Below are 20954 nucleotides of genomic sequence, written 5' to 3'. Positions count from 1 at the left end.
CCCGGGCAATGTGGCCAACATAGGGGCTCATGCTGCCGTTTGCCAGCCGTTGCGGCCGGAAAACCGGTATTTCGCCGGGGCCCTCACATGAAGACAGCCCCGCGCGGGGGCTGTCCTTGTCTTGCAGTGGTGGCGGTGGCTGTCAGCCGGCGCGGACGCGGCGGACGAAGCCTTCCACCTTGCCCTTCAGTTCCTCGGCCTGGCTGGAAATGCCGTTGGAGGCGCTGACCACATCGCGGGCGATGTGGCCGGTCAGTTCCGCGGCTTCGTTCACATCGGTGATGTTGCGGGACACTTCCACGGTGCCGGTCGCCGCTTCCTCGACATTGTGCAGGATTTCGGTGGTGGCCTTGTACTGCTCGTCGATGGAGCCGGAGATCATGCCGGCAATGTCGGAAATCTCGCCCACGACCGAGCGGATGCCCTGAATGGCGCCCACCACATTCGAGGTGCCCGACTGCACGTCGGAAACCAGCGAGGCGATTTCTTCCGTGGCCTTGGCGGTCTGGGCCGCAAGGTCCTTCACTTCCGTCGCCACCACGGCAAAGCCGCGTCCGGCCTCTCCGGCACGGGCTGCCTCGATGGTGGCATTGAGGGCGAGAAGGTTGGTCTGGGAGGCGATCTGGTTGATGAGGTTCACGATCTCGCCGATCTTCTGGGCCGCCTGAGCCAGACCCTCGGCCATGGACCCGGCCCGCGCTGCTTCGGTGTTGGCCTTGACGGTGATCTCGGCCGATACCTGCACCTGACGGCTGATCTCGCGGGTCGAGTTCGACATTTCCTCGGTCGCTGCGGCTACGGTGCGGACGTTGGCAGAAGCCTGTTCGGACGCTGCGGCCACGGCTCCGGCGCGGCTGGAGGTGCGCTCGGCCTGGGTGCCCATCTGCCCGGCATTGCGCTCCAGATTGAGGGCAGCTTCTGCCAGCGCCTGGGCCACGCCCATGACATCGGCTTCAAAGCCGGAGGCAAGGGCATCGAGTTCCTGACGCCGCATCGCTTCTGCCCGGGCCTTCATCTCTTCCTTTTCCTGCTCCGCGCTGCGGATCTGGATGGCATTGTCGCGGAAGATGGTCACGGCCTTGGCCATTTCGCCGATCTCGTCCTCACGCCCGGAGCTGGGGATCGGAATGTCGAGGTTGCCATGGGCAATCTGGCTCATGGCGCCGGTCATGGCGCTCATCGGGCGGATGACCTTGGCCGCAATGATCCAGAAGGCAGCCGCTGCGGTCAGCAGCACGAAGGCCATCAGGGCCAGCGTCGAGTAAAGGCTGCTGGCAGCATCCGCCCGCAGGATTTCGATGCGCTGCAGGGCTGCTTCGAAGGCGGCATCGCGGACAGCCAGAACGGCGGGCCACAGCGCGACACCACGCTGGCGGTAGGCGTTGCCGTCAATCTTGAACTCACCCGTGGCAAAGCCCGGCTGCACATCTGCCTTCAGGGCGGCGAAGGCATCCACATAGTTGGCCTTGGCGCCGGCAATGGCAGCCTTCACGGCCGGATTTGCGCCGGACTTGTCCGCTTCCTTGACAATCTCGCTCCAGATCTGGCGGACTTCGCCATCGAGGCGGGTAAAGGTCTCAAGCTGCTCGGGCGTGAGCGCCTGGCCGCTGACGACGAAGCCCTGCATCATGCCGGCCTGACGGCCACCGGTATCACGCAGCTGCCAGACGGTGCGGGCCAGCTTGCTGTAGTTGAGCGCAACGCCATCGACTTCGGCAAGGATCTCCATCTCGCGGTCGATGGTGTCCAGCACCGACTTGTTCATGTTCGCCGAGGCTGCGAAAGTCTCTTGCGAGGCCTTGCGGCGCTGCTCCAGCGGGGCGGAATAGACCAAACGGTCATTGGCTGCGCGCAACTGGAGCCAGTCTGCCTGGCTCTTCTTCACGATGTCAGCGGCGGCGGCACTGGCCGGCTCAAGCGCGGCAAGCTCTGCCGCTGCATCCAAGGCCTTGGTGAAGGCAACATCCGTCGGCTGGCGGCTCTTGGCAACGTCGGCCTCGCGCGAGCGTTCGGCCGCGTTTTCGGAATCCAGAAGAAGAGTGATCAGGCCCCGCTCCGCGTTCGCATTTGCGGGAATGTCAGACAGGGCCTGCATCGTCTTAACGCGCGCACTTGCAAGGCTATATTTCTGAAGCCTCGAGTTCGATTCAATACTTATCCATCCTGTGATCAGGCATGCCGTTGCGGCAAGTGTTCCGACAACGACTCTAAGGATAAATGACAATCTCATGTGACTGAGTTCCTGATTTCAACCTAACTATACTAGAGGTAAGTGCGTGTTAATTTTTTATTATTTGACGTTACGGCAAATTTGTACGGTGCGGTATTTTTCTTATGAAAATTATTTCGTTTGGTGAAATTATATTGCGCCGCAGCAGGGCGACTTTTGGCGAATTTATCCGGTGCCGCTGAGGCCTTATCGTGCTGGGATGGATGACGGTCGGCAGGCCGGGTGGAGGGTGTCCGCATGAGTGATGACAAGACGATGGGCGAGGGCGGCCGGAAGCGGGATGAGCCCTGGATCTTCCGCACCTATGCGGGGCATTCCACGGCGGCCGATTCCAACAGGCTCTACCGGGCCAATCTGGCCAAGGGCCAGACCGGTCTTTCCATCGCCTTCGATCTGCCGACCCAGACGGGCTATGATCCCGATGACCTGCTGTCGCGGGGCGAGGTCGGCAAGGTGGGCGTGCCGGTGGCGCATCTGGGCGACATGCGCACCCTGTTTCAGGACATTCCGCTGGAGCGGATGAACACGTCCATGACGATCAACGCCACCGCCCCCTGGCTGCTGGCGCTCTATGTGGCGGCGGCTGATGAACAGGGGGCAGACCGCAAGCGGCTGGCCGGCACCACGCAGAACGACATCATCAAGGAATATCTTTCGCGCGGCACCTATGTCTTTCCGCCCGCACCCTCGCTGCGGCTGACCACGGATGTGATCGCCTGGACTTACAGCGAGATGCCGAAGTGGAACCCGATGAATGTCTGCTCCTACCACCTGCAGGAGGCGGGAGCGACACCGGTGCAGGAGCTGTCCTTCGCGCTGGCAACGGCCATCGCCATTCTGGATGGCATGAAGGCAAGCGGGGCCATTCCGGAGGCGGAGTTTCCGCAGGCGGTGGGCCGCATTTCCTTCTTCGTCAATGCCGGCATGCGCTTCATCACCGAGATGTGCAAGATGCGCGCCTTCACCGAGCTCTGGGACGAGATCTGCCGCGACCGCTATGGCATCGCCGATCCGCGCTACCGCCGCTTCCGTTATGGGGTGCAGGTCAACTCGCTGGGTCTGACCGAGCCGCAGCCGGAGAATAACGTCTACCGCATTCTGATCGAGATGCTGGCCGTGGTTCTGTCGAAGAATGCCCGTGCCCGGGCCGTGCAGCTTCCGGCCTGGAACGAGGCGCTGGGCCTGCCCCGGCCGTTCGATCAGCAATGGTCCCTGCGCATGCAGCAGATCCTCGCCTATGAGACGGACCTGCTCGACTATGACGATATCTTTGACGGCTCCTCCGTCATCACCGCAAGGGTGGAAGAGCTGAAGGCCGAAGCGCGGGCAGAGCTGGCCCGGATCGATGCCATGGGCGGGGCCGTCGCTGCCGTCGAGACCAGCTACATGAAGCAGCAGCTGGTGGAGGCGAACAGCCGCCGGCTTGCCGGGATTGAAAGCGGCGAGCAGATCGTCGTCGGTGTCAACCGCTGGACAGAAAGCGAGCCCTCGCCACTGGCGGCCGGGGAAGATGGCGGCATCCTCACCGTTTCTGCCCATGTGGAAGATGAAGCCATCGCGCGCATCAAGGCCTGGCGTTCCGCCCGTGACGGGGCCGCTGCGGAGGCGGCGATTGCCGGGCTCAAGGCGGCGGCGCGCGAAGGGCGCAACATCATGGAACCTTCGATTGCTGCGGCAAAGGCGGGTGTCACCACCGGTGAATGGGGAGCAGCGCTGCGCGAGGTTTTTGGTGAGTACCGCGCCCCCACCGGCGTTGGCCGTGCCGCACGGGATGATGCGGGCGATGTGGCGGCGGTGCGCGAAAGCGTTGAAGCCGTCTCGCGCAAGCTGGGCCGCAGGCTGAAGTTCCTTGTCGGCAAGCCGGGGCTCGATGGCCATTCCAATGGCGCGGAGCAGATTGCCGTGCGTGCCCGCGACTGCGGCATGGAAGTGGTCTACGAGGGCATCCGCCTCACCCCGGCGCAGATCGTCAACGCGGCGCTGGAGGAGAGCGTGCATGTCATCGGCCTGTCGATCCTCTCCGGCTCCCATCTGGCGCTGGTGCGCGACGTGCTGGAACGGCTCCGGGCGGCAGGCATTGCCGATGTTCCCGTCGTTGTCGGCGGCATCATTCCGGATGAGGACGCCCGGACGCTGAAGGCCATGGGTGTTGCTGCGGTCTACACCCCGAAGGACTTCCAGCTCACCGGCATCATGGCCGATGTGGTGCGCATTGCCGGCGAGCAGGGAGAGCGGGCGGCCTGAGGGGGCTACACCCCGAACATCAGCCCGCAGCCGAAGACGACCAGTGCGGCGCCGATCCAGGCGCCGGGGGCCGGCATTTCGCCGGTGCGCCACCACAGGAGCGGCAGCTGCAGGGCTGGCGTCGTGGCGGACAGGGTGGAGATGATGCCCACCTTGCCGCCGGACAGCGCAAACAGCACCAGCGTCATGCCCACACCCATGCCGATGAAGCCGGACAGGGCCGTCCAGCCGGCAATCCTGAGCGTGAGCGGGTTCGCCGGTTTCAGATAGGCAAAGGGCAGGGCGCCGAGGCAGACAAGACCGAGTGCGGCGGTGCCGATGCGCACCGCAGAGGCTACAACCGGATCAACACCCGTTTCCATCACCGGACGGGCAATGAGCGAGCCGATGGACTGGGACAGTGCGGCGGCCAGCCCCAGCAGAAGGCCGATCCACACAGGCCCCTTGATGCTCTCCCAGGTGTGCAGCTGCGACCGGCGCTTGCCGAAGGCGATGGACAGCATCACCCCGGCGAAGCAGATGACGACACCGGCCAGCACCTGTCCGCTCAGCGCTTCGCCCAGCACCAGCCAGCCGAGCACCGCAGACATGGGTGCGTTCAGCGAGAACAGCATGGCGGTGCGGCGCGGACCCATGCGGTTGAGCGTCAGGAAAAGGGCCGTATCGCCGATGAAGATGCCGATGAGGCCGGAGAGCACCAGCGCGCCCATGTGCTCATAGCCGAGCGAGCTCCATCCGGGACCAATAGTCACCGCAGCAGCCAGCATGGCAAAGACCATCAGCATGCGCAGCCGGTTGAAGGCAATCGCACCCAGATGGGAGGACGGGGTGGCGGAGATGATGCCGCCGTAAGCCCAGAGGGCCGCCGCCGCGAGCGCGGCGATTTCATAGATGGGCATGATGGTGGGGGTCAGGCCGGCTGGGCCACTCCTGCTGGGCCGTTCCAGGCCGCGTCGAAGAAGGATTTTTCCAGCGCGCACATGTGCACAAACCGCTCTATGGCCCGGTTTCTCTGAGTTTCCGTGAGGCGGGAAGCGGTCCGGTCCATCTCGTCGCGCAGGAACGAGACAAAGCCCTCGAAGCCGGGGCCGGCGTGCAGATCGATCCATTCGGCCAGCCAGAAATCGGCCTGGCGCGGCTTTCGGGCCTCGCGTTCGCCCCAGGTCAGATAGACCCATTCGGCGCAGAGCAGGCACGCAAGCCCTTCCTCGTAGCTCGCCTCGGCGGCCTCCAGCAGCAGGCTGGCGAAGGCACGTGTGACGGGTCCCTGTGCGGCCTCAAGATAGACCTCCGGCGCCACATCGAGCGCTGCAAAGGAGCGGATGAAATAGTCGTTCTCGTTCGAGGTCAGCAGCGCCAGAAATGCCGCCAGCGGGCGCTTTGCCGCCATGTCCGGGGCCTTGGCCACCAGATAGCCGATCACGGACGCCAGATCCGTGATGAACGTATAGTCCTCGATGAGATAGCGGACATAGGCGTCCCGGGGCATGGTGCCGCTGCCGATGGCGTGGGTGAAGGGATGTTCCGTTGCCGCGGTCCAGTCCGCTCCGGCGGCTTGCACCAGCTGGTCCGAAAAGCGCGTGGCGGCATGGCCTGCAGCGGCTGTGCCCAAGATGCCCGTCATCTGTTTCCTCCATGGCCGCTGCAGCTGCCTGTCCGGCGCGCGCGGCGTTCTGTTCTGGCGGGCATCTTAAAGCTGAAAAGCCCCGGAGGTTCAATCCGGGGCTTTTGCTGACGGGATCTGTTCAGTGCAGAAGGATCAGGCGGCCTGCTTCTTCGGCTTGATCAGGCCGCGGTTCACCAGAACCTCGGCGATCTGCACGGCGTTGAGGGCAGCGCCCTTGCGCAGGTTGTCGGCCACGACCCACATGTTGAGGCCGTTCTCCACCGTGGCATCTTCGCGGATGCGCGAGATGTAGGTGGCGTCTTCACCGGCGGTCTCGTAAGGCGTGATGTAGCCGCCGTCCTCGCGCTTGTCGATGACGAGGCAGCCCGGCGCCTCGCGCAGGATGTCGCGTGCTTCATCGGCCGTGATCGGCTTCTCGAACTCGATGTTGACGCTTTCCGAGTGGCTGATGAACACCGGAACGCGCACGGCGGTGCAGGTGACCTTGATCTTCGGGTCGAGGATCTTCTTGGTCTCGGCCAGAACCTTCCACTCTTCCTTCGTGTAGCCGTCTTCCATGAACACGTCGATGTGCGGGATGACGTTGAAGGCGATGCGCTTGGTGAACTTCTGGTTCTCAACCGGATCATTCACAAAGATGGCGCGGGTCTGGTTGAACAGCTCTTCCATCGCCTCCTTGCCGGCGCCCGAAACGGACTGGTAGGTGGAGATGACGACGCGCTTGATGGTGGCCGCGTCATGCAGCGGCTTCAGCGCCACGACGAGCTGCGCGGTGGAGCAGTTCGGGTTGGCGATGATGTTCTTCTTGGTAAAGCCGGCAACTGCGTCCGCATTCACTTCCGGCACGATCAGCGGCACTTCCGCGTCGTAGCGCCAGGCGGAGGAGTTGTCGATGACGACGCAGCCCTGTGCGCCGATCTTCGGAGCCCATTCCTTGGCAACGCTGCCGCCGGCGGACATCAGGCAGATGTCGGTGTCGGAGAAATCATAGTTTTCCAGCGCCTGCACCTTCAGCGTCTTGTCGCCGAAGGAGACTTCGGTGCCCTGCGACCGGCGCGAGGCCAGCGGCACGACTTCAGCTGCCGGGAAGCCGCGCTCGGCCAGAATGTCCAGCATTTCGCGGCCCACATTGCCCGTGGCACCAACAATGGCGATCTTGTAGCCCATGAATTCCTCTCTCGTCCGTCTCCCCGCTTGCCCGGCGGGTCCGCACACGCGGCACCTGCCCGGCTCTTCGGCGCCCACCCATCCCGGGGGAGCGCGGGACGAGAGGCACCGTCAAACGGTGGTTTTAGCGGTGGTTTTAGTGAGTTTGGTCGCGGTGGTCATAAGACGAGCTGCAGCAGCGCTGGCCGGAGCCATCGCCTCAATGCCCATGTCTGCGGCAGCAAGCCGGAACATCATCGTCTCAATCCACACTCTCTAACGGCAGGACCGGCCACGCTTTTGGCGGGAATTGCGGCTGTTGTCAATGTTTGATTGGCCGGAGGCCGCTCCACCTCAGGGGTGGAACGGTGCGGTCCGGTTCCGCCCCAGCGTGGGGACGGCGATGATGAAGGCGCAGGCCGCACAGGCGGCGATGGCGCCCACCATGGGCAGCACACTTCCGTCGAAGAACGGGCTGGCCAGCACCAGCATCAGGGCGCCAGCCAGCATCTGCAGCGTGCCGCCGAGGGACGAGGCAAGGCCTGCGTTCTCGCCGTGATCGTCCAGCGCCATCACCATGGTGGGCGCAATGACGAGACCAAGGCAGGCATTGCCGAGGAAGAGCAGTACCATCACCACGGCCAGAGCATCGAAGCCGAAGGCCACCAGCGTCACCAGCACCCCGTTGCACAGGGCAAAGCCGGTGACGGCCAGAAAGGCGACGCGCGCCATGCCATGCTTGCGCCCGAGCCCGGCCGCGAGCTGCGACGTGCCGAAAAAGCCGATGGCATTCAGCGCGAAGGCAAGGCTGAAGCCCACCGGGCTCATGCCGTAATGGCCAGTATAGACAAACGAGGCCGCGCCGATGAAGACGAAGAAGCTTGCCATGCCGAAGCCGCCCGTCATCGTCAGCCCGAGGAAGCGGGCATCGCGCATCAGGTCAAGGCAGCCTCCGAAAATAGCTTTCGGCCGCAGCGGCATGCGCCGGTCCGGCGGCAGGGTTTCGGGCAGCTGCCAGGCGGTGAGGGCCATGGCCAGCGCTGCGGCGAGGCCAAGGGCCACGAACAGGAAACGCCAGCTTCCCACCGCAATGATGGCCGAGCCGGTGAGCGGAGCCAGCATCGGCGAGATGCTGATCACCAGCATCACCAGCGCCATCAGCTGCGTGGCTTCCGTGCCGGTGTGCATGTCGCGCACGATGGCGCGCGGAATGACCATGGCAGCCGCAGCGCCCAGGGCCTGTACGAAACGGCCGAAGACCAGCCAGTTGATATCCGGGGCCAGCGCACAGATGGCCGATCCGGCAATGAACACGGCAAGCCCTGCGTAAACAGGACGCTTGCGGCCCAGCCAGTCTGCCATTGGGCCATAGATCAGCTGGGCAAGGCCAAAGGCGAGAAAATAGGCGGTAAACGTCATCTGAGCAGCGCTGGCGGTCGTGCCAAGGCCAGCCGTGATCTGCGGCAGGGCCGGCAGATAAAGATCGACCGCAAAGGGGCCAATGCAGGAAAGCAGGCCAAGCACAAGGGCAAGGCGCGAGAAGCCGCGTGTCATCCTGGGTGTCCGCAAAAGGAGAGCGTGGGAATGGCTGGCGGCACTCAAGTGGCCAGCCGGCGGATGTTGAGCCATCCGCAAGGAGTGCCTGAGTAAAAACCCGGCGGGGGGCTTCTGTCCAGAATTTATCTGCAGTCTGACACCCCGAGCCTTGCGGGCTGTGGCGCAACTGCCGCAGTTCGGGGTTCTGCGTCACAAAAGCTTCACCGCTCTGTCACCGCAGCTTCGTCTGTGCTGCCTAGCGTGCCCCGTCTTTCAACCAAACATCTCGCTTCGGGGGAGCATCATGATTTCTCTGCGCAGCCAGCTTCTGGCTGGTTTTTCCGTTTTGGCTGCGGTTTCACACGCATCTGCCGCCGATACCTATTTCACCCGCATCGCCACCATGCCGGTCTACAAGACTCTGGCCGAAGGCGTTGATCCTGCGACGCAGACCTCTGCCGAGATCATCACCGCGACGAAGGATGGCCAGACGCTGGTCTTTTCCGACAGCCCCGGTGAAGCCGTTGTATTCGTAGACATCGCCAATCCGGCTGAGCCGAAGCCAGCTGGCCGCATCGCCATGGGCGGTGAGCCCACGTCGGTTACGGCGGCGCAGAAGTTCATCCTCGCCGGTGTCAACACCAGCCCGAACTACACCGAGCCGTCGGGCCATCTGGCGGTGATCAGCCTTGCGGACCAGTCCATCGCCGCCACCTGCGACGTGAAGGGCCAGCCGGATTCGGTCGCCATTTCGCCGGATGGCAAGTTCCTGGCCGTTGCCATCGAGAACGAGCGCGATGAAGAGCTGAACGAAGGCAAGCTGCCGCAGCTTCCCGCCGGCCATGTCGCCATCTTCGATCTGGACGCCGATGGCATGCCCGTCAACTGCGATGCAGCCCGCATCGTTGACGTGACCGGACTTGCCGAAATCGCGCCGGAAGATCCGGAGCCGGAATTCATCTCGATCAACGAAGACAACGTCGCGGTCCTGACGCTGCAGGAGAACAACCATCTGGCCCTCATCGATCTGGCCTCCGGCACGGTGACCGCGCATTTCTCCGCCGGTACCGCCAGCGCGGAAGCTGTTCCGGTCGCCAAGGGCGCCAGCTCCGACGCCTCGGGCAACACCGAGAACGTCAAGCGCGAGCCCGATGCCGTGGCCTGGCTCGACAATGACCGCTTCATCACCGCCAACGAAGGCGACTATGAAGGCGGCTCGCGCGGCTTCACCATCTGGAACACCAAGGGTGAAGTGCTCTACGACAGCGGCAACAAGCTTGAGCACATCGCCATGATGACCGGCCACTATCCGGCCAAGCGCGCGTCCAAGAAGGGCACTGAGCCGGAAGGCGTCGCCATCGGCGAGTTCGGCGGCCAGAAGCTGATCTTCGTGAACTCCGAGCGCGCCAACATGGTGTCGGTGTTCAAGGACACGGGCGGTGAGCCTCAGCTCCTGCAGATGCTGCCCACCCATGTGGCGCCGGAGGGCATCCTGGCGATCCCGTCCCGTAATCTCTTCGTTGTCGCCAATGAGGCCGACAAGCCGAAGGACGGTCTGCGCTCGCAGGTTAGCATCTATGAATTTGGCGCAGACAAGCCGGCCTATCCGGTGCTGACCTCCGCCTTTGATCCGGAAACCGGTGCCCCGATCGGCTGGGGCGCCCTTTCGGGCCTTGCGGCTGACAAGACCGACCCGAACAAGCTCTATGCGATTTCGGACAGTTTCTATGATCAGGCCCGGATCTACACGCTCGATCTGTCGATGAGCCCGGTGGAGATCACGTCCTATGTGAACATCACCGGCGGCTCGCCGAAGAAGTTCGACATGGAAGGTATTTCGCTGGCTAAGGATGGCGGTTTCTGGCTTGTCAGCGAAGGCAATCCGGAGAAGGAAGGCGTGCCGCATCTCCTGGTCAAGGCTGATGCCGATGGCAAGGTGACGGAAGAAATCAGCCTGCCGGAAGCTCTCGTTGCCCAGTCCAAGCGTTTCGGTTTTGAGGGCGTTGCCGAGTTCGAGCGTGGCGGCAAGACGCTGGTCGTGACTGCGATCCAGCGCGAGTGGGGCGATGATGCCAAGGGCCTCGTCAAGCTCGGCATCTATAACCCGGCGGACAAGTCCTGGGGCTTCGTCCACTATCCGCTCGACGCTCCGAAGAGCTCTGCCGGCGGCTGGGTTGGCCTGTCCGAAATCACCCATCTGGGCGGCGAGCGCTTCGCCGTGCTGGAGCGTGACAATCAGGGCGGCGAACTTGCTGCCATCAAGCAGATCACCGTGATCGATCTTGCCGGCATCGAGCCGGTTGCCCTCGGTGGCACCCTGCCGGTGGTGGAAAAGACCGTGAAGCTGGATCTGATCCCGGCACTGGCCTCGTCCAAGGGCTGGCTGCTCGACAAGCCGGAAGGCTTTACCGTCACTGCCGATGGCCGGATGATCCTCGTCACCGACAACGACGGCGTCGACGATGCGCCGGGCGAGACGCAGATCTTCACCCTCGGTTCGGTGGACAAGCTGAACTGATCTCTTCCGCAGATGCCATGACCGGAGCCCGGGCCTCACGCCCGGGCTCTTTTTGTTTCAAACGGCATGTGCGCGAAGAGGCTTGGCAGCCCGGTCAGGGCGTCAGGATCACTTTGCCCATGACCTTGCGGTCTGCGATTTCCTGGATGGCCTTTGCGGCCTCCTCCAGCGGGTAGACCGCGTGGATCTGCGGCTTCAGCCGGTCCTGGCGCACCCAGTCGAGAATCTGGCTCATGTTGGCCCAGTGGCCCTCGGGGTCGCGGATGATCGATTCGCCCCAGAAGACGCCGAGGACATCACAGCCCTTCAGCATCACCAGATTGAGCGGGATCTTCGGTATTTCGCCGGCCGCAAAGCCGATGACCAGATAGCGGCCTTCCCAGCCGGTGGCCCGCAGCGCCTGTTCGGCCAGATCACCGCCCACCGGATCATAGACCACATCGGCCCCGGCGCCGTCCGTCAGCTCCTTGATCCGCGCCTTCAGGTTCTCTTTCTCGTAATTGATGGTCAGCACCGCGCCGAGCTGGCGGGCGCGGTTGAGCTTTTCTTCCGAGGAGGCGCAGGCGATGACGCGTGCGCCCATCAGGGAAGCGATCTCCACCGCGGCCTGTCCCACGCCGCCGGAAGCGCCCAGCACCACCACGGTTTCGCCTTCCTGAAGCTTTGCCCGGTCGCGGAAGGCGTGCAGCGTGGTGCCATAGGTGACGGAAACCCCGGCAGCTTCCTCGAAGGAAATCCCCTCGGGCATGGGGATAAGGTCATCCTCGCTGGCCGCCACCAGTTCCCGCGCCGCGCCGAAGCGGATGTAGCCGATCACCTTGTCGCCCGGCCGCAGGCGTTCCACGCCCTCGCCGGTGCGCTCCACGATGCCTGCAAATTCGGCGCTGGGGGAGAAGGGCATTTCCGGCCGCAGCTGGTATTTGCCCTGAATGATCAGCGTGTCGAAGAAGTTCAGCGCGCAGGCTTTGACGCGGACCAGCACTTCGCCCGGGCCAACGGAGGGCGCAGGCAGATTTTCAACGGTCAGCGACGAGGCCGGGCCGTAGGAGTGACAAAGGATGGCTTTCACGCAGGGGCCCCCGCTCCACACATGTTGTGAACCATGGTTAATCTGCGGTCCGCAGTGCTGCACTGCAAGAGAAATCTCGTTACGGAAAGCGCTGCGCGGTGGGGCCCCATGAACGTCGAAGCGCGTTGACGGGTTGAGGCGGCCAGTCCCAGCGTCTATGAGCCCCTAGAGGCATGACGGAAGAAGGAAGTGGAAGATGCGCGGCTATTTCGGTGTGGGGGCTGAGGGCCTGTCCAAGCGGATGAACCTTGGCAACCTGATGCGCTCGGCGCATGCCTTCGGGGCGAGCTTCTTCTTCACCGTGGATGCCGGGCCTGCCATCCGCCGGGCGCCGCGCTCCGACACCTCCAAGAGCCCGGACCATCTGCCGCTGTTCGAATGGGACACGGTGGACACCATGGATCTGCCCGCGGGCTGTCAGCTGGTCGGCATCGAGCTGACGGACGAGGCCATCGATCTGCCGAGCTTCATGCACCCGCTGCGCGCTGCCTATGTGCTGGGGCCGGAGCGCGGCTCCCTGTCCTCCGCCATGCTGGCGCGCTGCGACCATGTGGTGAAGATCCCGGCCAAGTTCTGCATCAACGTCGCCACCGCCGGGGCCATCGTGCTCTATGACCGGCACCGGGCGCTGGGCCGCTACGCTGACCGGCCGGTCACAGCGGGCGGGCCGAAGCAGGACAAGACCCCGCACCGCCATGGCGGGCCCATCATGCGGCAGGGGCGGCAGATTCCGGGCTGGGAAGACTGATATCAACTTCCGGTGAGTCTGGTTCACCGGAAGTTGATGAAGCCCGTGCGGCGCTTGAGCAATTTTCAGGCGTGATGCGCCAGCATCATCAGCCGTGTTCAGTCGATGTCGACCGCCGCATCTGCCTCCAGCACCTGCCGCAGGCGGGCGAAGGCAAGGCGGATGCGGGACTTGACGGTGCCGAGCGGCAGGCCGGTGCTTTCGGCGATCTCGTTGTGTGACAGCCCGAGGAAAAAGGCCTGGCGCACCACCTCCCGCTGAGCCTCGGGAAGCTCCTCGAGAGCTGCGCGGATGCGCTCCTCCCGCAATCCTGTGTCGAGAATGACATCGGGATCTTCCGGCGCGGAGGGCTGCAGGGCGGGATCTTCCGCATCCAGATCGCCGTTCTTCAGGCGGCGCAGGGAGTCGATGCGCCGGTTGCGGGCAATGCGGAACAGCCAGGTGCTGGCAGAGGCCTTGCTCTTGTCGAAAAGGGCGGCCTTGCGCCACAGGATGACCATCACCTCCTGCGCCAGTTCCTCGGCGCTGGCGCTGTCGGTGCCCTGCTGCATCAGGTAGCCTTTGATGCGCGGCGCGAAGTGATCGAATAATTCGATGAACGCAGCCTTATCCTGCGTTGCGGCGACCTTCTCGATCAGTTCTGAAAAATACTGCGCCTGACTCACCGCAGACTTCACTCCCAATGCGCCGGGTTTTAACCCGGTCATAATCCGGTAATCCCGGAACGTATGTCACACTCTCGCCCGATTTATCCAGCCAGCGTGCGCATGACGCGAGCCGATAATAGCGGGAATGGCGGCGAGCGCCACGCGATTGATTGGCTTTCAACCCTTTCGTAACCGGCTTTAAGGTAGCCTTAATCCAAGGTTTATATGCCGGACGACACTTGAGTAAAATCTGAAGCGTTTGACGCGCAAGCAAAACGGTGTGGAGATGATGCAAGCACGAACCCTGGTAACCGCCGGTCTGTTCCTCGCTCTGTCCGGAGCTGCCGCCGTCGCCCAGGCTCCGACGCTGCTGAAGCAGCAGAGGGATTGGGCGGCCTATACCCACGCGAGCGGTGGCGGCAAGGTCTGCTTCGCCCTGACCAAGCCCACGCAGATGCTGCCGACGGACCGTAATCACGGAGATGTGTTCTTCTTCGTGTCGACCCGTCCTTCGGAAGGCGTGAACAGCGAGCCGAGCCTGCAGGTCGGCTATCCGCTGCGGGAAGGATCGCAGGTGACTGTCGATATCGACGGCAAGCCCTTCACCATGTTCACCAAGAACGATGGGGCATGGGTGGAGAACGCGGCCGCCGAACAGCAGCTCGTTGCCGCCATGAAGGCGGGCAGCAAGATGAGTGTAAGGGCTGTTTCGGGCCGCGGCACGGAAACATCCTATGCCTTCTCGCTCTCGGGCGTGACGGCGGCCATCGACACGGCCAACCAGGCCTGCCGCTGAGCCTGAAGGCAGCCGGTTGTACCGGCCGCCTGGCACTCCGCGGACCAGCGCCTTGAACACGGCGCACAGGGGGCAGCCTCCGGGCTGCACCCCTTGCCGCACGGCATTTGCCGCCTCTCATCGCATCGGCAGTTGATTTTCCGGCGCTCCTGTGGTTTTTCAGGCGCCAATGGACGCGGCTCCTGCGGGAGGCTGCGCCTTTTCTGTTTTCAAAGCGCTGAAGCAGCGGACTGGTCCGTTCCGGCGCGTGGCCTTTGCGGCCTCTCAACCTTCGGGTTTTGACCCTCGGATCTGGATACTGGACGCCATGGCGATCTCGCTTGACCTTGCGCATCGTTCCGCCGCGCAGACACCTGCAGCTGCACAGCCGGCCGCTCCGGCCCCGGCGCTCGTTGCTGCGGCGGAAAAGCCCACGCTGATCGGTCTCGACAGGGCCGGGCTCGCCGAAGCCATGGCCTCCATCGATATCCCCGAGCGCCAGCGCAAGATGCGCGCCCAGCAGTTGTGGCACTGGCTCTATGTGCGCGGGGTGTCTGACTTTGGCCAGATGAGCAACATCGCCAAGGACCTGCGCTACACGCTGCAGGACCATTTCTCCATTGCGCGGCCGGAAATCGTCTCGGAGCAGATCTCCGTCGACGGCACGCGCAAGTGGCTGTTCCGCTTTCCCCCGCGCGGGGCAGGGCGTCCGGTGGAGATCGAGACCGTCTATATTCCGGAAGAAGGGCGCGGCACGCTCTGCGTTTCCTCGCAGGTGGGCTGCACGCTGACCTGCACCTTCTGCCACACCGGCACCCAGAAGATGGTGCGCAATCTCACCTCGGAAGAGATCCTCTCGCAGATCCTGATCGCGCGCGACCGGCTGGGCGATTTTCCTGACGCCGCTACCCCGCAGGGTGCCATCGTGCCGTCCGAAGGCCGCCTCGTCACCAATGTGGTGATGATGGGCATGGGCGAACCGCTCTACAATTTCGACAATGTGAAGCAGGCGCTGCTGATCGCGTCCGATGGCGACGGCCTGTCGCTGTCCAAGCGCCGCATCACCCTGTCCACCTCCGGCGTTGTGCCAGAAATCGCCCGCACGGGCGACGAGATCGGCTGCATGCTGGCGATCTCCCTGCATGCGGTGCGCGATGATCTGCGCGACGTGCTGGTGCCGATCAACAAGAAGTGGCCGATCCAAGAGCTTCTGGACGCCTGCCGCCGCTATCCGGGCCTGTCCAATGCCAAGCGCATCACCTTCGAATATGTGATGCTGAAGGGCGTGAACGACAGCGATGCGGATGCGCGGGAACTGGTGCGCCTGCTCGCGGGCATCCCGGCGAAGATCAACCTCATCCCGTTCAACCCCTGGCCGGGCTCGGACTACGAGTGCTCCGACTGGGAACGGATCGAGGAATTCGCCGACATCGTCAACCGCGCCGGCTATGCCTCGCCCATCCGCACCCCGCGCGGCCGCGACATTTTCGCCGCCTGCGGCCAGCTCAAGTCCGCCTCCGAGCGCATGCGCAAGAAGGACCGGGACGCGCTGGAAGGCGCTGCCTGACACTTTAGAAAGAATGGTCCGCACAGGCGTGCTGCCTGCGCGGAGCTTTTCGTCTTCACACCGGATTTTCATTGCGGCGGTAAACGCGCAGCCGGTGCCCGTCCGGGTCTGCGGCGGTGAAGGTGTAGCCGAAATCTCTCTGCTCGGGCTTCTGCAGGATGACGGCGCCGATCCCGGCCCAGGCGCGGTGGGTGGCCTCGAGCTCTTCATTGCTCGCGCATTCGAACATCACTTCGGTGCCGCCAATCTGGCCGTCCGAAGGCGGGATGACACTCTGCCCCTGCCACAGGCCGAGCTTGAACCCTTCAGGCGTTACGAACATGGCAAAGCCCGGCATCTGTTCCACCGGGCCCATGCCCAGCAGCCTGGCATAGAAAGCCGCGCTTGCGGCGGTATCCTGCACATAGAAAATCACGAAATTGGACGGCTTCATCTGTCTCTCTCCTTCCGGTGTTGGACAGGAAGAGATTAGACAATGATGCTGCCAGAAAATGGCAGTATCAATCCACGTCTGTGCGGGTTTTCAGCAGCTCCCACCATTCCTTCATCATCACCTGTCTGCGGCGGGGGTAGCGCTTGCCTGTTTCCTCAAGACTGAGGATGCGATCCGTCCGGAAATGGCGGTAGTCCTGGCGCAGCTCGCACCAGGCGGAAATGACGCGCACCTTGTCGAAAAACCCCAGCGCAAAGGGCCAGATGCTGCGCGCCGTGGTGCGCCCGGCCGCGTCTTCATAGGCAATCTGCAGGATGTGCTCGCGGCGGATGGCGAGCCGGATGACGGTCAGATCCGCTTCCGGCCGCTGCGGCGGCTCGCCCGGCCCGGCCAGCAGGTTGGTGGCATCCAGCTGTTCGCGCAGATCTTTCGGAAGCACTGCGGCAATCTTGGCGAGCGCATTTTCAGCCGCCTGTCCCAGTGCTCCGCCCGCCCGCTTGGAGACCCAGCGTGAGCCGAGCACAAGGGCTTCCAGCTCGTCTTCTGTGAACATCAGGGGCGGCAGCATGAAGCCTGGCTGCAGCACATAGCCGACGCCCGGTTCTCCGGTGATGCCGGCCCCTTGCGCCTGAAGCGTGGCGATGTCCCGGTAAAGGGTGCGGATGGAAATGCCAAGCTCCCGCGCCAGGCTTTCGCCGCTGACGGGCCTGCGGTGGCGCCGCAGGATCTGGATGAGATCGAGCAATCGGGCAGAACGGGACATGCCTCATCTTGCCACAGTCTGCTGCCGGAATCTGTCATCATGTTGCAAGGCCGGATGGTTCTTTGTGCCTTTTCGGGCGCAGCTATCCCGCCGGATGACTGGCGGCAAAGAAAGGGCCCGGACGGGATGCCGTCCGGGCCCTTGATGCGGGTCTTTGCGATGCAGCTTTGCACCGAGTGCCGCCGTGCCGGCGGCTCCGGCACCTTTGAGGGTCAGGCCAGTCCGTGCTTGCTGAAGGGCAGCACGGTCACATAGTCGCCCCGCGCGGCTGCGATTGCATTGGCCACTGCCGGTCCGATCGGCGGCGTGCCGGGTTCGCCAATGCCGGTCGGTGCTTCTTCCGATGGGACGATATGCACCTCGATGACAGGCATGTCGGACATGCGCAGGGGCAGGTAGGTGTCGAAGTTCGACTGGTCCACCTCGCCGTCCGTGAGCGTGATCTCGTTGCGCAGCACGGCGCCAAGCCCATAGCCAATGGCACCTTCGACCTGAGCCCGGATATTGTCCGGATTGATCGGGATGCCGCAGTCCACGGCGCAGACGACCTTTTCCACCTTCACCGTGCCGTCTTCGCGGAAGGAGATTTCCGCAACTTCGGCCACATAACTGCTGAAGGAGGTGTGAACCGCAACGCCGCGGTAACGGCCCTCGGGAAGCGGGGTGTCCCAGCCTGCCTTTTCTGCGGCCAGCCGCAGAACGCCCAGCTTGCGCGGATCATTCTTGATCAGGCTTTCGCGGAAGGCGACCGGATCGGCGCCGGTCTCCCGGGCGATGCGGTCGATCATGGTCTCCATCACATAGGCCGTGTGGGTGTGCCCGACCGACCGCCACCACAGCACCGGCACCGGCGTCGCGGTCATGTGCGCTTCCAGCTGGAAGCCGGGGATGCCGTAGGTCGTGCCATGCACGCCTTCCACCATGGTGTCATCGATGCCGTTCTTGATCATGAAGGCTTCGAACCCCGTGCCCTTCATGATGGACTTGCCCGCGATGCGATGCTGCCAGCCGGTGATCCGGCCTGCCTCGTCCAGTCCCACCTTCACCTTGTGGGCCGTCATCGGGCGGTAATAGCCGCCGCGAATGTCGTCCTCACGGGTCCAGACAATCTTCAGCGGCTGGGGGGCATGGCCTGCCTCATGCCGTGCCTTGGCAATCAGTGCCGCTTCGGCGAAATAGTGGCTGTCCGGCTGGGCGCGCCGGCCGAAGGAGCCGCCGGCCCAGAGCGTGTTGATCGCCACCTTGTCCGGTGTCAGGCCAAGGATGGCGGCGCTGACGGCCTGATCCGTCGTCTGGAATTGCGAGCCGGTCCAGAAGGTGGCGCTGCTGCCGTCGTAAAGCACGGTGATGTCCAGCGGCTCCATCGGTGCATGCGCCAGGAAGGGGAACATGTAATCCGCTTCGATGACCCGCGCCGCCCCGGCCAGCAGGGGCTCTGCATCAGCATTGCCTTCCGCGGCTGCGCCCGGTGTGCCGGTCAGGTCTCTCAGCTCGGCTTCCATGTCCGCAGTCGAACGCATTTCGGCGGCGCTGTCGTCCCAGGTGACGGAGAGGGCATCGCGCCCCTGCATGGCCTGCCAGGTGCCGCTTGCCAGAACCGCAACACCACTGGGCACGGTGATCACATCCACCACGCCCGCAATGGCCCGGGCGGCGCTGTCATCGACGCTGGCAACCGTGCTGCCGAAGCGCGGAGGGCGGGCGAGAACGGCGGTCAGCATGTTGTCGAACCGCTGGTCCATGCCATAGACGCCGGCAGCCCCGGCGGATTTGCGCGCCGTGTCGACCCGCTTGAACGACTTGCCGATATAGACCCATTCGCCCGGGGTTTTCAGCCGTGGCTCGGCTGGAACGGCCTCGGCCGCCGCAAGCCCGGCCATCTCGCCGAAGCTCGCTGATTTGCCGGAAGGATGAGAGATCCGGCCCGCGCTGACGGTGACCTCAGCTGCGGGAACCGACCAGGCCTTGGCGGCTGCCTGAACCAGCATGCTGCGCGCGGCAGCACCGGCCGTGCGGTATTGCACGAAGGAATTGGCAATGGCGGTGGAGCCGCCCGTGCCCTGAATGCCGAAGAGCAGGTTCTTGTAGAGCGCGGCGTCGGCCGGGGCGAAATCGGCGCGGACCTGGGCCCAGTCTGCGTCCATCTCGTCCGCAACCAGTGTCGCAAGACCCGTGGCGACACCCTGTCCCTTGTCGAGATGCTTGGACAGGACAACGATGGTGTTGTCCGGCAGCACATGCACGAAGGGCTGGAACATGCCTTCAGACGTTGCGGCAGCTGCAGTTCTTGTGCTGCCCGGCAGGGTGAGGCCGATCAGCAGCCCGCCGGCAGCGCCTGCGGAAAGCTTGAGGAAGCCGCGCCGGCTGGGCGCTGCAGCGGTGAGGGGAGAGACGATTCTGTGCAGCATTCTGTCAGCCCTCCAGCTTGTCTGCAGCCGCATGAATGGCTGTCTTGATCCGGGCATAGGTGGCACAGCGGCAGACGTTGCCATCCATGGCCGCCTCGATATCGGCGTCGGTGGGTTTTGGTGTTTCCATCAGCAGGGCCGTTGCGGCCATGATCTGCCCGGACTGGCAATAGCCGCACTGCGGCACGTCAAGTTCCGTCCACGCTGCCTGAATGGCCTTGGCGGCCGGGCTTTCAAGCCCTTCGATCGTGGTGATGCTGGTTCCTTCCACATCGCCCAGATAGGTCTGGCAGGAGCGGACCGGGGTGCCGTCCAGATGCACCGTGCAGGCGCCGCACTGGGCTACGCCGCAACCGAACTTGGTGCCGGTAAGGCCGAGGGTGTCGCGAAGGACCCAGAGCAGGGGCGTGTCCGGGTCGGCGTCGATCACCTGTTCCTTACCGTTGAGTGTCAGGGTAACTGGCATGAAGGGCTCCCGTGGCTAGCTTGTGTTGGCTAGGGGTAAACTACACGGTGCAGTTTACATCAGGGAACGGCGTTATGTAAACTCCCGAGTTTACATGGGGGCCGGTTTCTGGAAAGAAAGGGGCATGACCGAGGAAAGAGAGCTTTCGCTCAGCGAGCAGAAGCGCAAACAGATCATTGAAGCCGCCGTGGCCGAGTTTCAGGAGCGCGGATTTGCCGGGGCCAGCATGGACCGCATCTCCGGCCGCGCAGGTGTTTCCAAACGCACGGTCTACAATCACTTCGACAGCAAGGAAGCGCTGTTCCGTGCCATCACGGATTGCCTCGCTTCCTGGATGACCGCTGCCCTCAATGTGACGTTCCGCCCGGACCTGCCGGTTGCCGGGCAGCTTGAAGCCCTTGGCTGGGCCGAGGGCGAACTTCTGGTCAATCCCTGCTTCCTGCGGATGGCGCGCATGATCTTTGGCGAGGCGTTCCGTGATCCGGTTCTGTCTGCCGAAGTTGCCGCGCGCATGGACAAGTTCCGTGTTTTCGAAAGCTTCATGCAGGATGCTTTCGCAGCCGGTGCCCTGCAAAGGGGAAAGCCGGAAGTGGCCGCCGCCCAGTTCCTGGGGCTGCTGAAGTCGCGCGGCTTCTATCCCTATTTCTTCTCGGGCAGCGCGGTCGGCCGGGAGGAGATGGGCGCGATCATCTCCGAGACCGTGGATATGATGCTGCGGGCCTATGGCCCCGTCTCCGGGGCTGGCGCCTGAAGGCCGCCTGACAGGCGGCCTGGCCC

General features: G+C 63.9%; 18 protein-coding genes. 6 read left to right on the top strand and 12 right to left on the bottom strand.

The window, feature by feature from the left end:
- Positions 1 to 142: 142 nt before the first annotated feature.
- A complete protein-coding gene (locus tag IF10I1_RS02325) occupies positions 143 to 2095 on the bottom strand; it encodes a methyl-accepting chemotaxis protein (RefSeq protein ID WP_186392409.1) in 1953 nt (650 codons plus the stop codon).
- A 372-nt stretch (positions 2096 to 2467) separates the two neighbouring features.
- On the opposite strand from IF10I1_RS02325, the gene IF10I1_RS02320 reads away from it, so the two are divergent.
- On the top strand, positions 2468 to 4474 hold the full coding sequence (locus IF10I1_RS02320) for a protein meaA (protein WP_186392410.1): 2007 nt from the start codon (positions 2468 to 2470) through the stop codon (positions 4472 to 4474).
- Positions 4475 to 4479: 5 nt separating this feature from the next.
- On the opposite strand, the gene IF10I1_RS02315 is transcribed toward IF10I1_RS02320, so the two are convergent.
- The 5 genes from IF10I1_RS02315 to IF10I1_RS02300 all read right to left on the bottom strand — a co-directional run bounded on the left by IF10I1_RS02315 (position 4480) and on the right by IF10I1_RS02300 (position 8801).
- A complete protein-coding gene (locus IF10I1_RS02315) occupies positions 4480 to 5373 on the bottom strand; it encodes a DMT family transporter (protein WP_186392411.1) in 894 nt (297 codons plus the stop codon).
- Between the two features lie 11 nt (positions 5374 to 5384).
- A complete protein-coding gene (locus IF10I1_RS02310) occupies positions 5385 to 6098 on the bottom strand; it encodes a TenA family protein (protein WP_186392412.1) in 714 nt (237 codons plus the stop codon).
- A gap of 135 nt (positions 6099 to 6233) precedes the next feature.
- The gene (locus tag IF10I1_RS02305) at positions 6234 to 7268 is read right to left on the bottom strand and encodes an aspartate-semialdehyde dehydrogenase (RefSeq protein WP_186392413.1); all 1035 of its coding nucleotides are present in this window, start codon (positions 7266 to 7268) and stop codon (positions 6234 to 6236) included.
- 111 nt (positions 7269 to 7379) lie between these two features.
- Positions 7380 to 7505 carry a hypothetical protein gene (locus tag IF10I1_RS23060; protein WP_256387607.1) on the bottom strand — a complete coding sequence of 42 codons (126 nt, stop codon included), beginning with the start codon at positions 7503 to 7505 and terminating at the stop codon, positions 7380 to 7382.
- 96 nt (positions 7506 to 7601) lie between these two features.
- On the bottom strand, positions 7602 to 8801 hold the full coding sequence (locus IF10I1_RS02300) for a multidrug effflux MFS transporter (RefSeq protein ID WP_186392414.1): 1200 nt from the start codon (positions 8799 to 8801) through the stop codon (positions 7602 to 7604).
- 286 nt (positions 8802 to 9087) lie between these two features.
- Between IF10I1_RS02300 and IF10I1_RS02295 the strand changes: the two genes are divergently transcribed.
- Complete coding sequence (locus IF10I1_RS02295; RefSeq protein WP_186392415.1) at positions 9088 to 11301, top strand: esterase-like activity of phytase family protein; 2214 nt, start codon at positions 9088 to 9090, stop codon at positions 11299 to 11301.
- A 94-nt stretch (positions 11302 to 11395) separates the two neighbouring features.
- Here IF10I1_RS02295 and IF10I1_RS02290 read toward each other — a convergent pair whose 3' ends face one another.
- Positions 11396 to 12370: an NADPH:quinone oxidoreductase family protein gene (locus IF10I1_RS02290; protein ID WP_186392416.1), complete on the bottom strand. Its 975-nt coding sequence runs from the start codon at positions 12368 to 12370 to the stop codon at positions 11396 to 11398.
- Between the two features lie 196 nt (positions 12371 to 12566).
- Here IF10I1_RS02290 and IF10I1_RS02285 point away from each other — a divergent pair, with 196 nt between their 5' ends.
- Positions 12567 to 13118, top strand: coding sequence for an RNA methyltransferase (locus IF10I1_RS02285; protein ID WP_019965403.1), 552 nt, complete (start codon positions 12567 to 12569; stop codon positions 13116 to 13118).
- Between the two features lie 98 nt (positions 13119 to 13216).
- Here the strand turns inward: IF10I1_RS02285 and IF10I1_RS02280 are convergent, their stop codons facing one another.
- The gene (locus IF10I1_RS02280; protein ID WP_050473935.1) at positions 13217 to 13825 is read right to left on the bottom strand and encodes a sigma-70 family RNA polymerase sigma factor; all 609 of its coding nucleotides are present in this window, start codon (positions 13823 to 13825) and stop codon (positions 13217 to 13219) included.
- A 229-nt stretch (positions 13826 to 14054) separates the two neighbouring features.
- Here IF10I1_RS02280 and IF10I1_RS02275 point away from each other — a divergent pair, with 229 nt between their 5' ends.
- Complete coding sequence (locus tag IF10I1_RS02275; RefSeq protein ID WP_186414920.1) at positions 14055 to 14561, top strand: invasion associated locus B family protein; 507 nt, start codon at positions 14055 to 14057, stop codon at positions 14559 to 14561.
- A 307-nt stretch (positions 14562 to 14868) separates the two neighbouring features.
- The gene (rlmN, locus tag IF10I1_RS02270) at positions 14869 to 16107 is read left to right on the top strand and encodes a 23S rRNA (adenine(2503)-C(2))-methyltransferase RlmN (protein ID WP_050473986.1); all 1239 of its coding nucleotides are present in this window, start codon (positions 14869 to 14871) and stop codon (positions 16105 to 16107) included.
- A 55-nt stretch (positions 16108 to 16162) separates the two neighbouring features.
- On the opposite strand, the gene IF10I1_RS02265 is transcribed toward rlmN, so the two are convergent.
- From IF10I1_RS02265 to IF10I1_RS02250, 4 genes are all read right to left on the bottom strand, one after another.
- A complete protein-coding gene (locus IF10I1_RS02265; protein ID WP_123195307.1) occupies positions 16163 to 16540 on the bottom strand; it encodes a VOC family protein in 378 nt (125 codons plus the stop codon).
- 67 nt (positions 16541 to 16607) lie between these two features.
- Positions 16608 to 17303, bottom strand: coding sequence for a YafY family protein (locus IF10I1_RS02260; RefSeq protein WP_058898592.1), 696 nt, complete (start codon positions 17301 to 17303; stop codon positions 16608 to 16610).
- A gap of 212 nt (positions 17304 to 17515) precedes the next feature.
- The gene (locus tag IF10I1_RS02255; RefSeq protein WP_186414921.1) at positions 17516 to 19711 is read right to left on the bottom strand and encodes a xanthine dehydrogenase family protein molybdopterin-binding subunit; all 2196 of its coding nucleotides are present in this window, start codon (positions 19709 to 19711) and stop codon (positions 17516 to 17518) included.
- Positions 19712 to 19715: 4 nt separating this feature from the next.
- Positions 19716 to 20177 (bottom strand): (2Fe-2S)-binding protein, encoded by a 462-nt coding sequence (locus IF10I1_RS02250; protein ID WP_050473939.1) that lies wholly within the window; start codon positions 20175 to 20177, stop codon positions 19716 to 19718.
- Positions 20178 to 20301: 124 nt separating this feature from the next.
- Between IF10I1_RS02250 and IF10I1_RS02245 the strand changes: the two genes are divergently transcribed.
- Entirely contained in the window at positions 20302 to 20928 is a 627-nt protein-coding gene (locus tag IF10I1_RS02245; protein WP_208977124.1) for a TetR/AcrR family transcriptional regulator, read from the top strand.
- Positions 20929 to 20954 lie beyond the last annotated feature (26 nt).

This window comes from Pannonibacter sp. I15F10I1, assembly GCF_900185665.1.
Lineage (GTDB): Bacteria > Pseudomonadota > Alphaproteobacteria > Rhizobiales > Stappiaceae > Pannonibacter > Pannonibacter indicus.
Note: the sequence above shows the minus strand (reverse complement) of the source record. Positions and strands in the feature narration are given on the sequence as shown.

What these genes read in the sequence shown, in the direction of transcription:
- IF10I1_RS02275 (WP_186414920.1), top strand. Translation starts at nt 14,055, where the DNA reads ATGCAAGCACGAACCCTGGTAACCGCCGGTCTGTTCCTCGCTCTGTCC.
- rlmN (WP_050473986.1), top strand. Translation starts at nt 14,869, where the DNA reads ATGGCGATCTCGCTTGACCTTGCGCATCGTTCCGCCGCGCAGACACCT.
- IF10I1_RS02255 (WP_186414921.1), bottom strand. Translation starts at nt 19,711, where the DNA reads ATGCTGCACAGAATCGTCTCTCCCCTCACCGCTGCAGCGCCCAGCCGG.
- IF10I1_RS23060 (WP_256387607.1), bottom strand. Translation starts at nt 7,505, where the DNA reads ATGATGTTCCGGCTTGCTGCCGCAGACATGGGCATTGAGGCGATGGCT.
- IF10I1_RS02265 (WP_123195307.1), bottom strand. Translation starts at nt 16,540, where the DNA reads ATGAAGCCGTCCAATTTCGTGATTTTCTATGTGCAGGATACCGCCGCA.
- IF10I1_RS02300 (WP_186392414.1), bottom strand. Translation starts at nt 8,801, where the DNA reads ATGACACGCGGCTTCTCGCGCCTTGCCCTTGTGCTTGGCCTGCTTTCC.
- IF10I1_RS02305 (WP_186392413.1), bottom strand. Translation starts at nt 7,268, where the DNA reads ATGGGCTACAAGATCGCCATTGTTGGTGCCACGGGCAATGTGGGCCGC.
- IF10I1_RS02285 (WP_019965403.1), top strand. Translation starts at nt 12,567, where the DNA reads ATGCGCGGCTATTTCGGTGTGGGGGCTGAGGGCCTGTCCAAGCGGATG.
- IF10I1_RS02315 (WP_186392411.1), bottom strand. Translation starts at nt 5,373, where the DNA reads ATGCCCATCTATGAAATCGCCGCGCTCGCGGCGGCGGCCCTCTGGGCT.
- IF10I1_RS02260 (WP_058898592.1), bottom strand. Translation starts at nt 17,303, where the DNA reads ATGTCCCGTTCTGCCCGATTGCTCGATCTCATCCAGATCCTGCGGCGC.
- IF10I1_RS02250 (WP_050473939.1), bottom strand. Translation starts at nt 20,177, where the DNA reads ATGCCAGTTACCCTGACACTCAACGGTAAGGAACAGGTGATCGACGCC.
- IF10I1_RS02295 (WP_186392415.1), top strand. Translation starts at nt 9,088, where the DNA reads ATGATTTCTCTGCGCAGCCAGCTTCTGGCTGGTTTTTCCGTTTTGGCT.
- IF10I1_RS02320 (WP_186392410.1), top strand. Translation starts at nt 2,468, where the DNA reads ATGAGTGATGACAAGACGATGGGCGAGGGCGGCCGGAAGCGGGATGAG.
- IF10I1_RS02280 (WP_050473935.1), bottom strand. Translation starts at nt 13,825, where the DNA reads ATGACCGGGTTAAAACCCGGCGCATTGGGAGTGAAGTCTGCGGTGAGT.
- IF10I1_RS02245 (WP_208977124.1), top strand. Translation starts at nt 20,302, where the DNA reads ATGACCGAGGAAAGAGAGCTTTCGCTCAGCGAGCAGAAGCGCAAACAG.
- IF10I1_RS02325 (WP_186392409.1), bottom strand. Translation starts at nt 2,095, where the DNA reads ATGCAGGCCCTGTCTGACATTCCCGCAAATGCGAACGCGGAGCGGGGC.
- IF10I1_RS02310 (WP_186392412.1), bottom strand. Translation starts at nt 6,098, where the DNA reads ATGACGGGCATCTTGGGCACAGCCGCTGCAGGCCATGCCGCCACGCGC.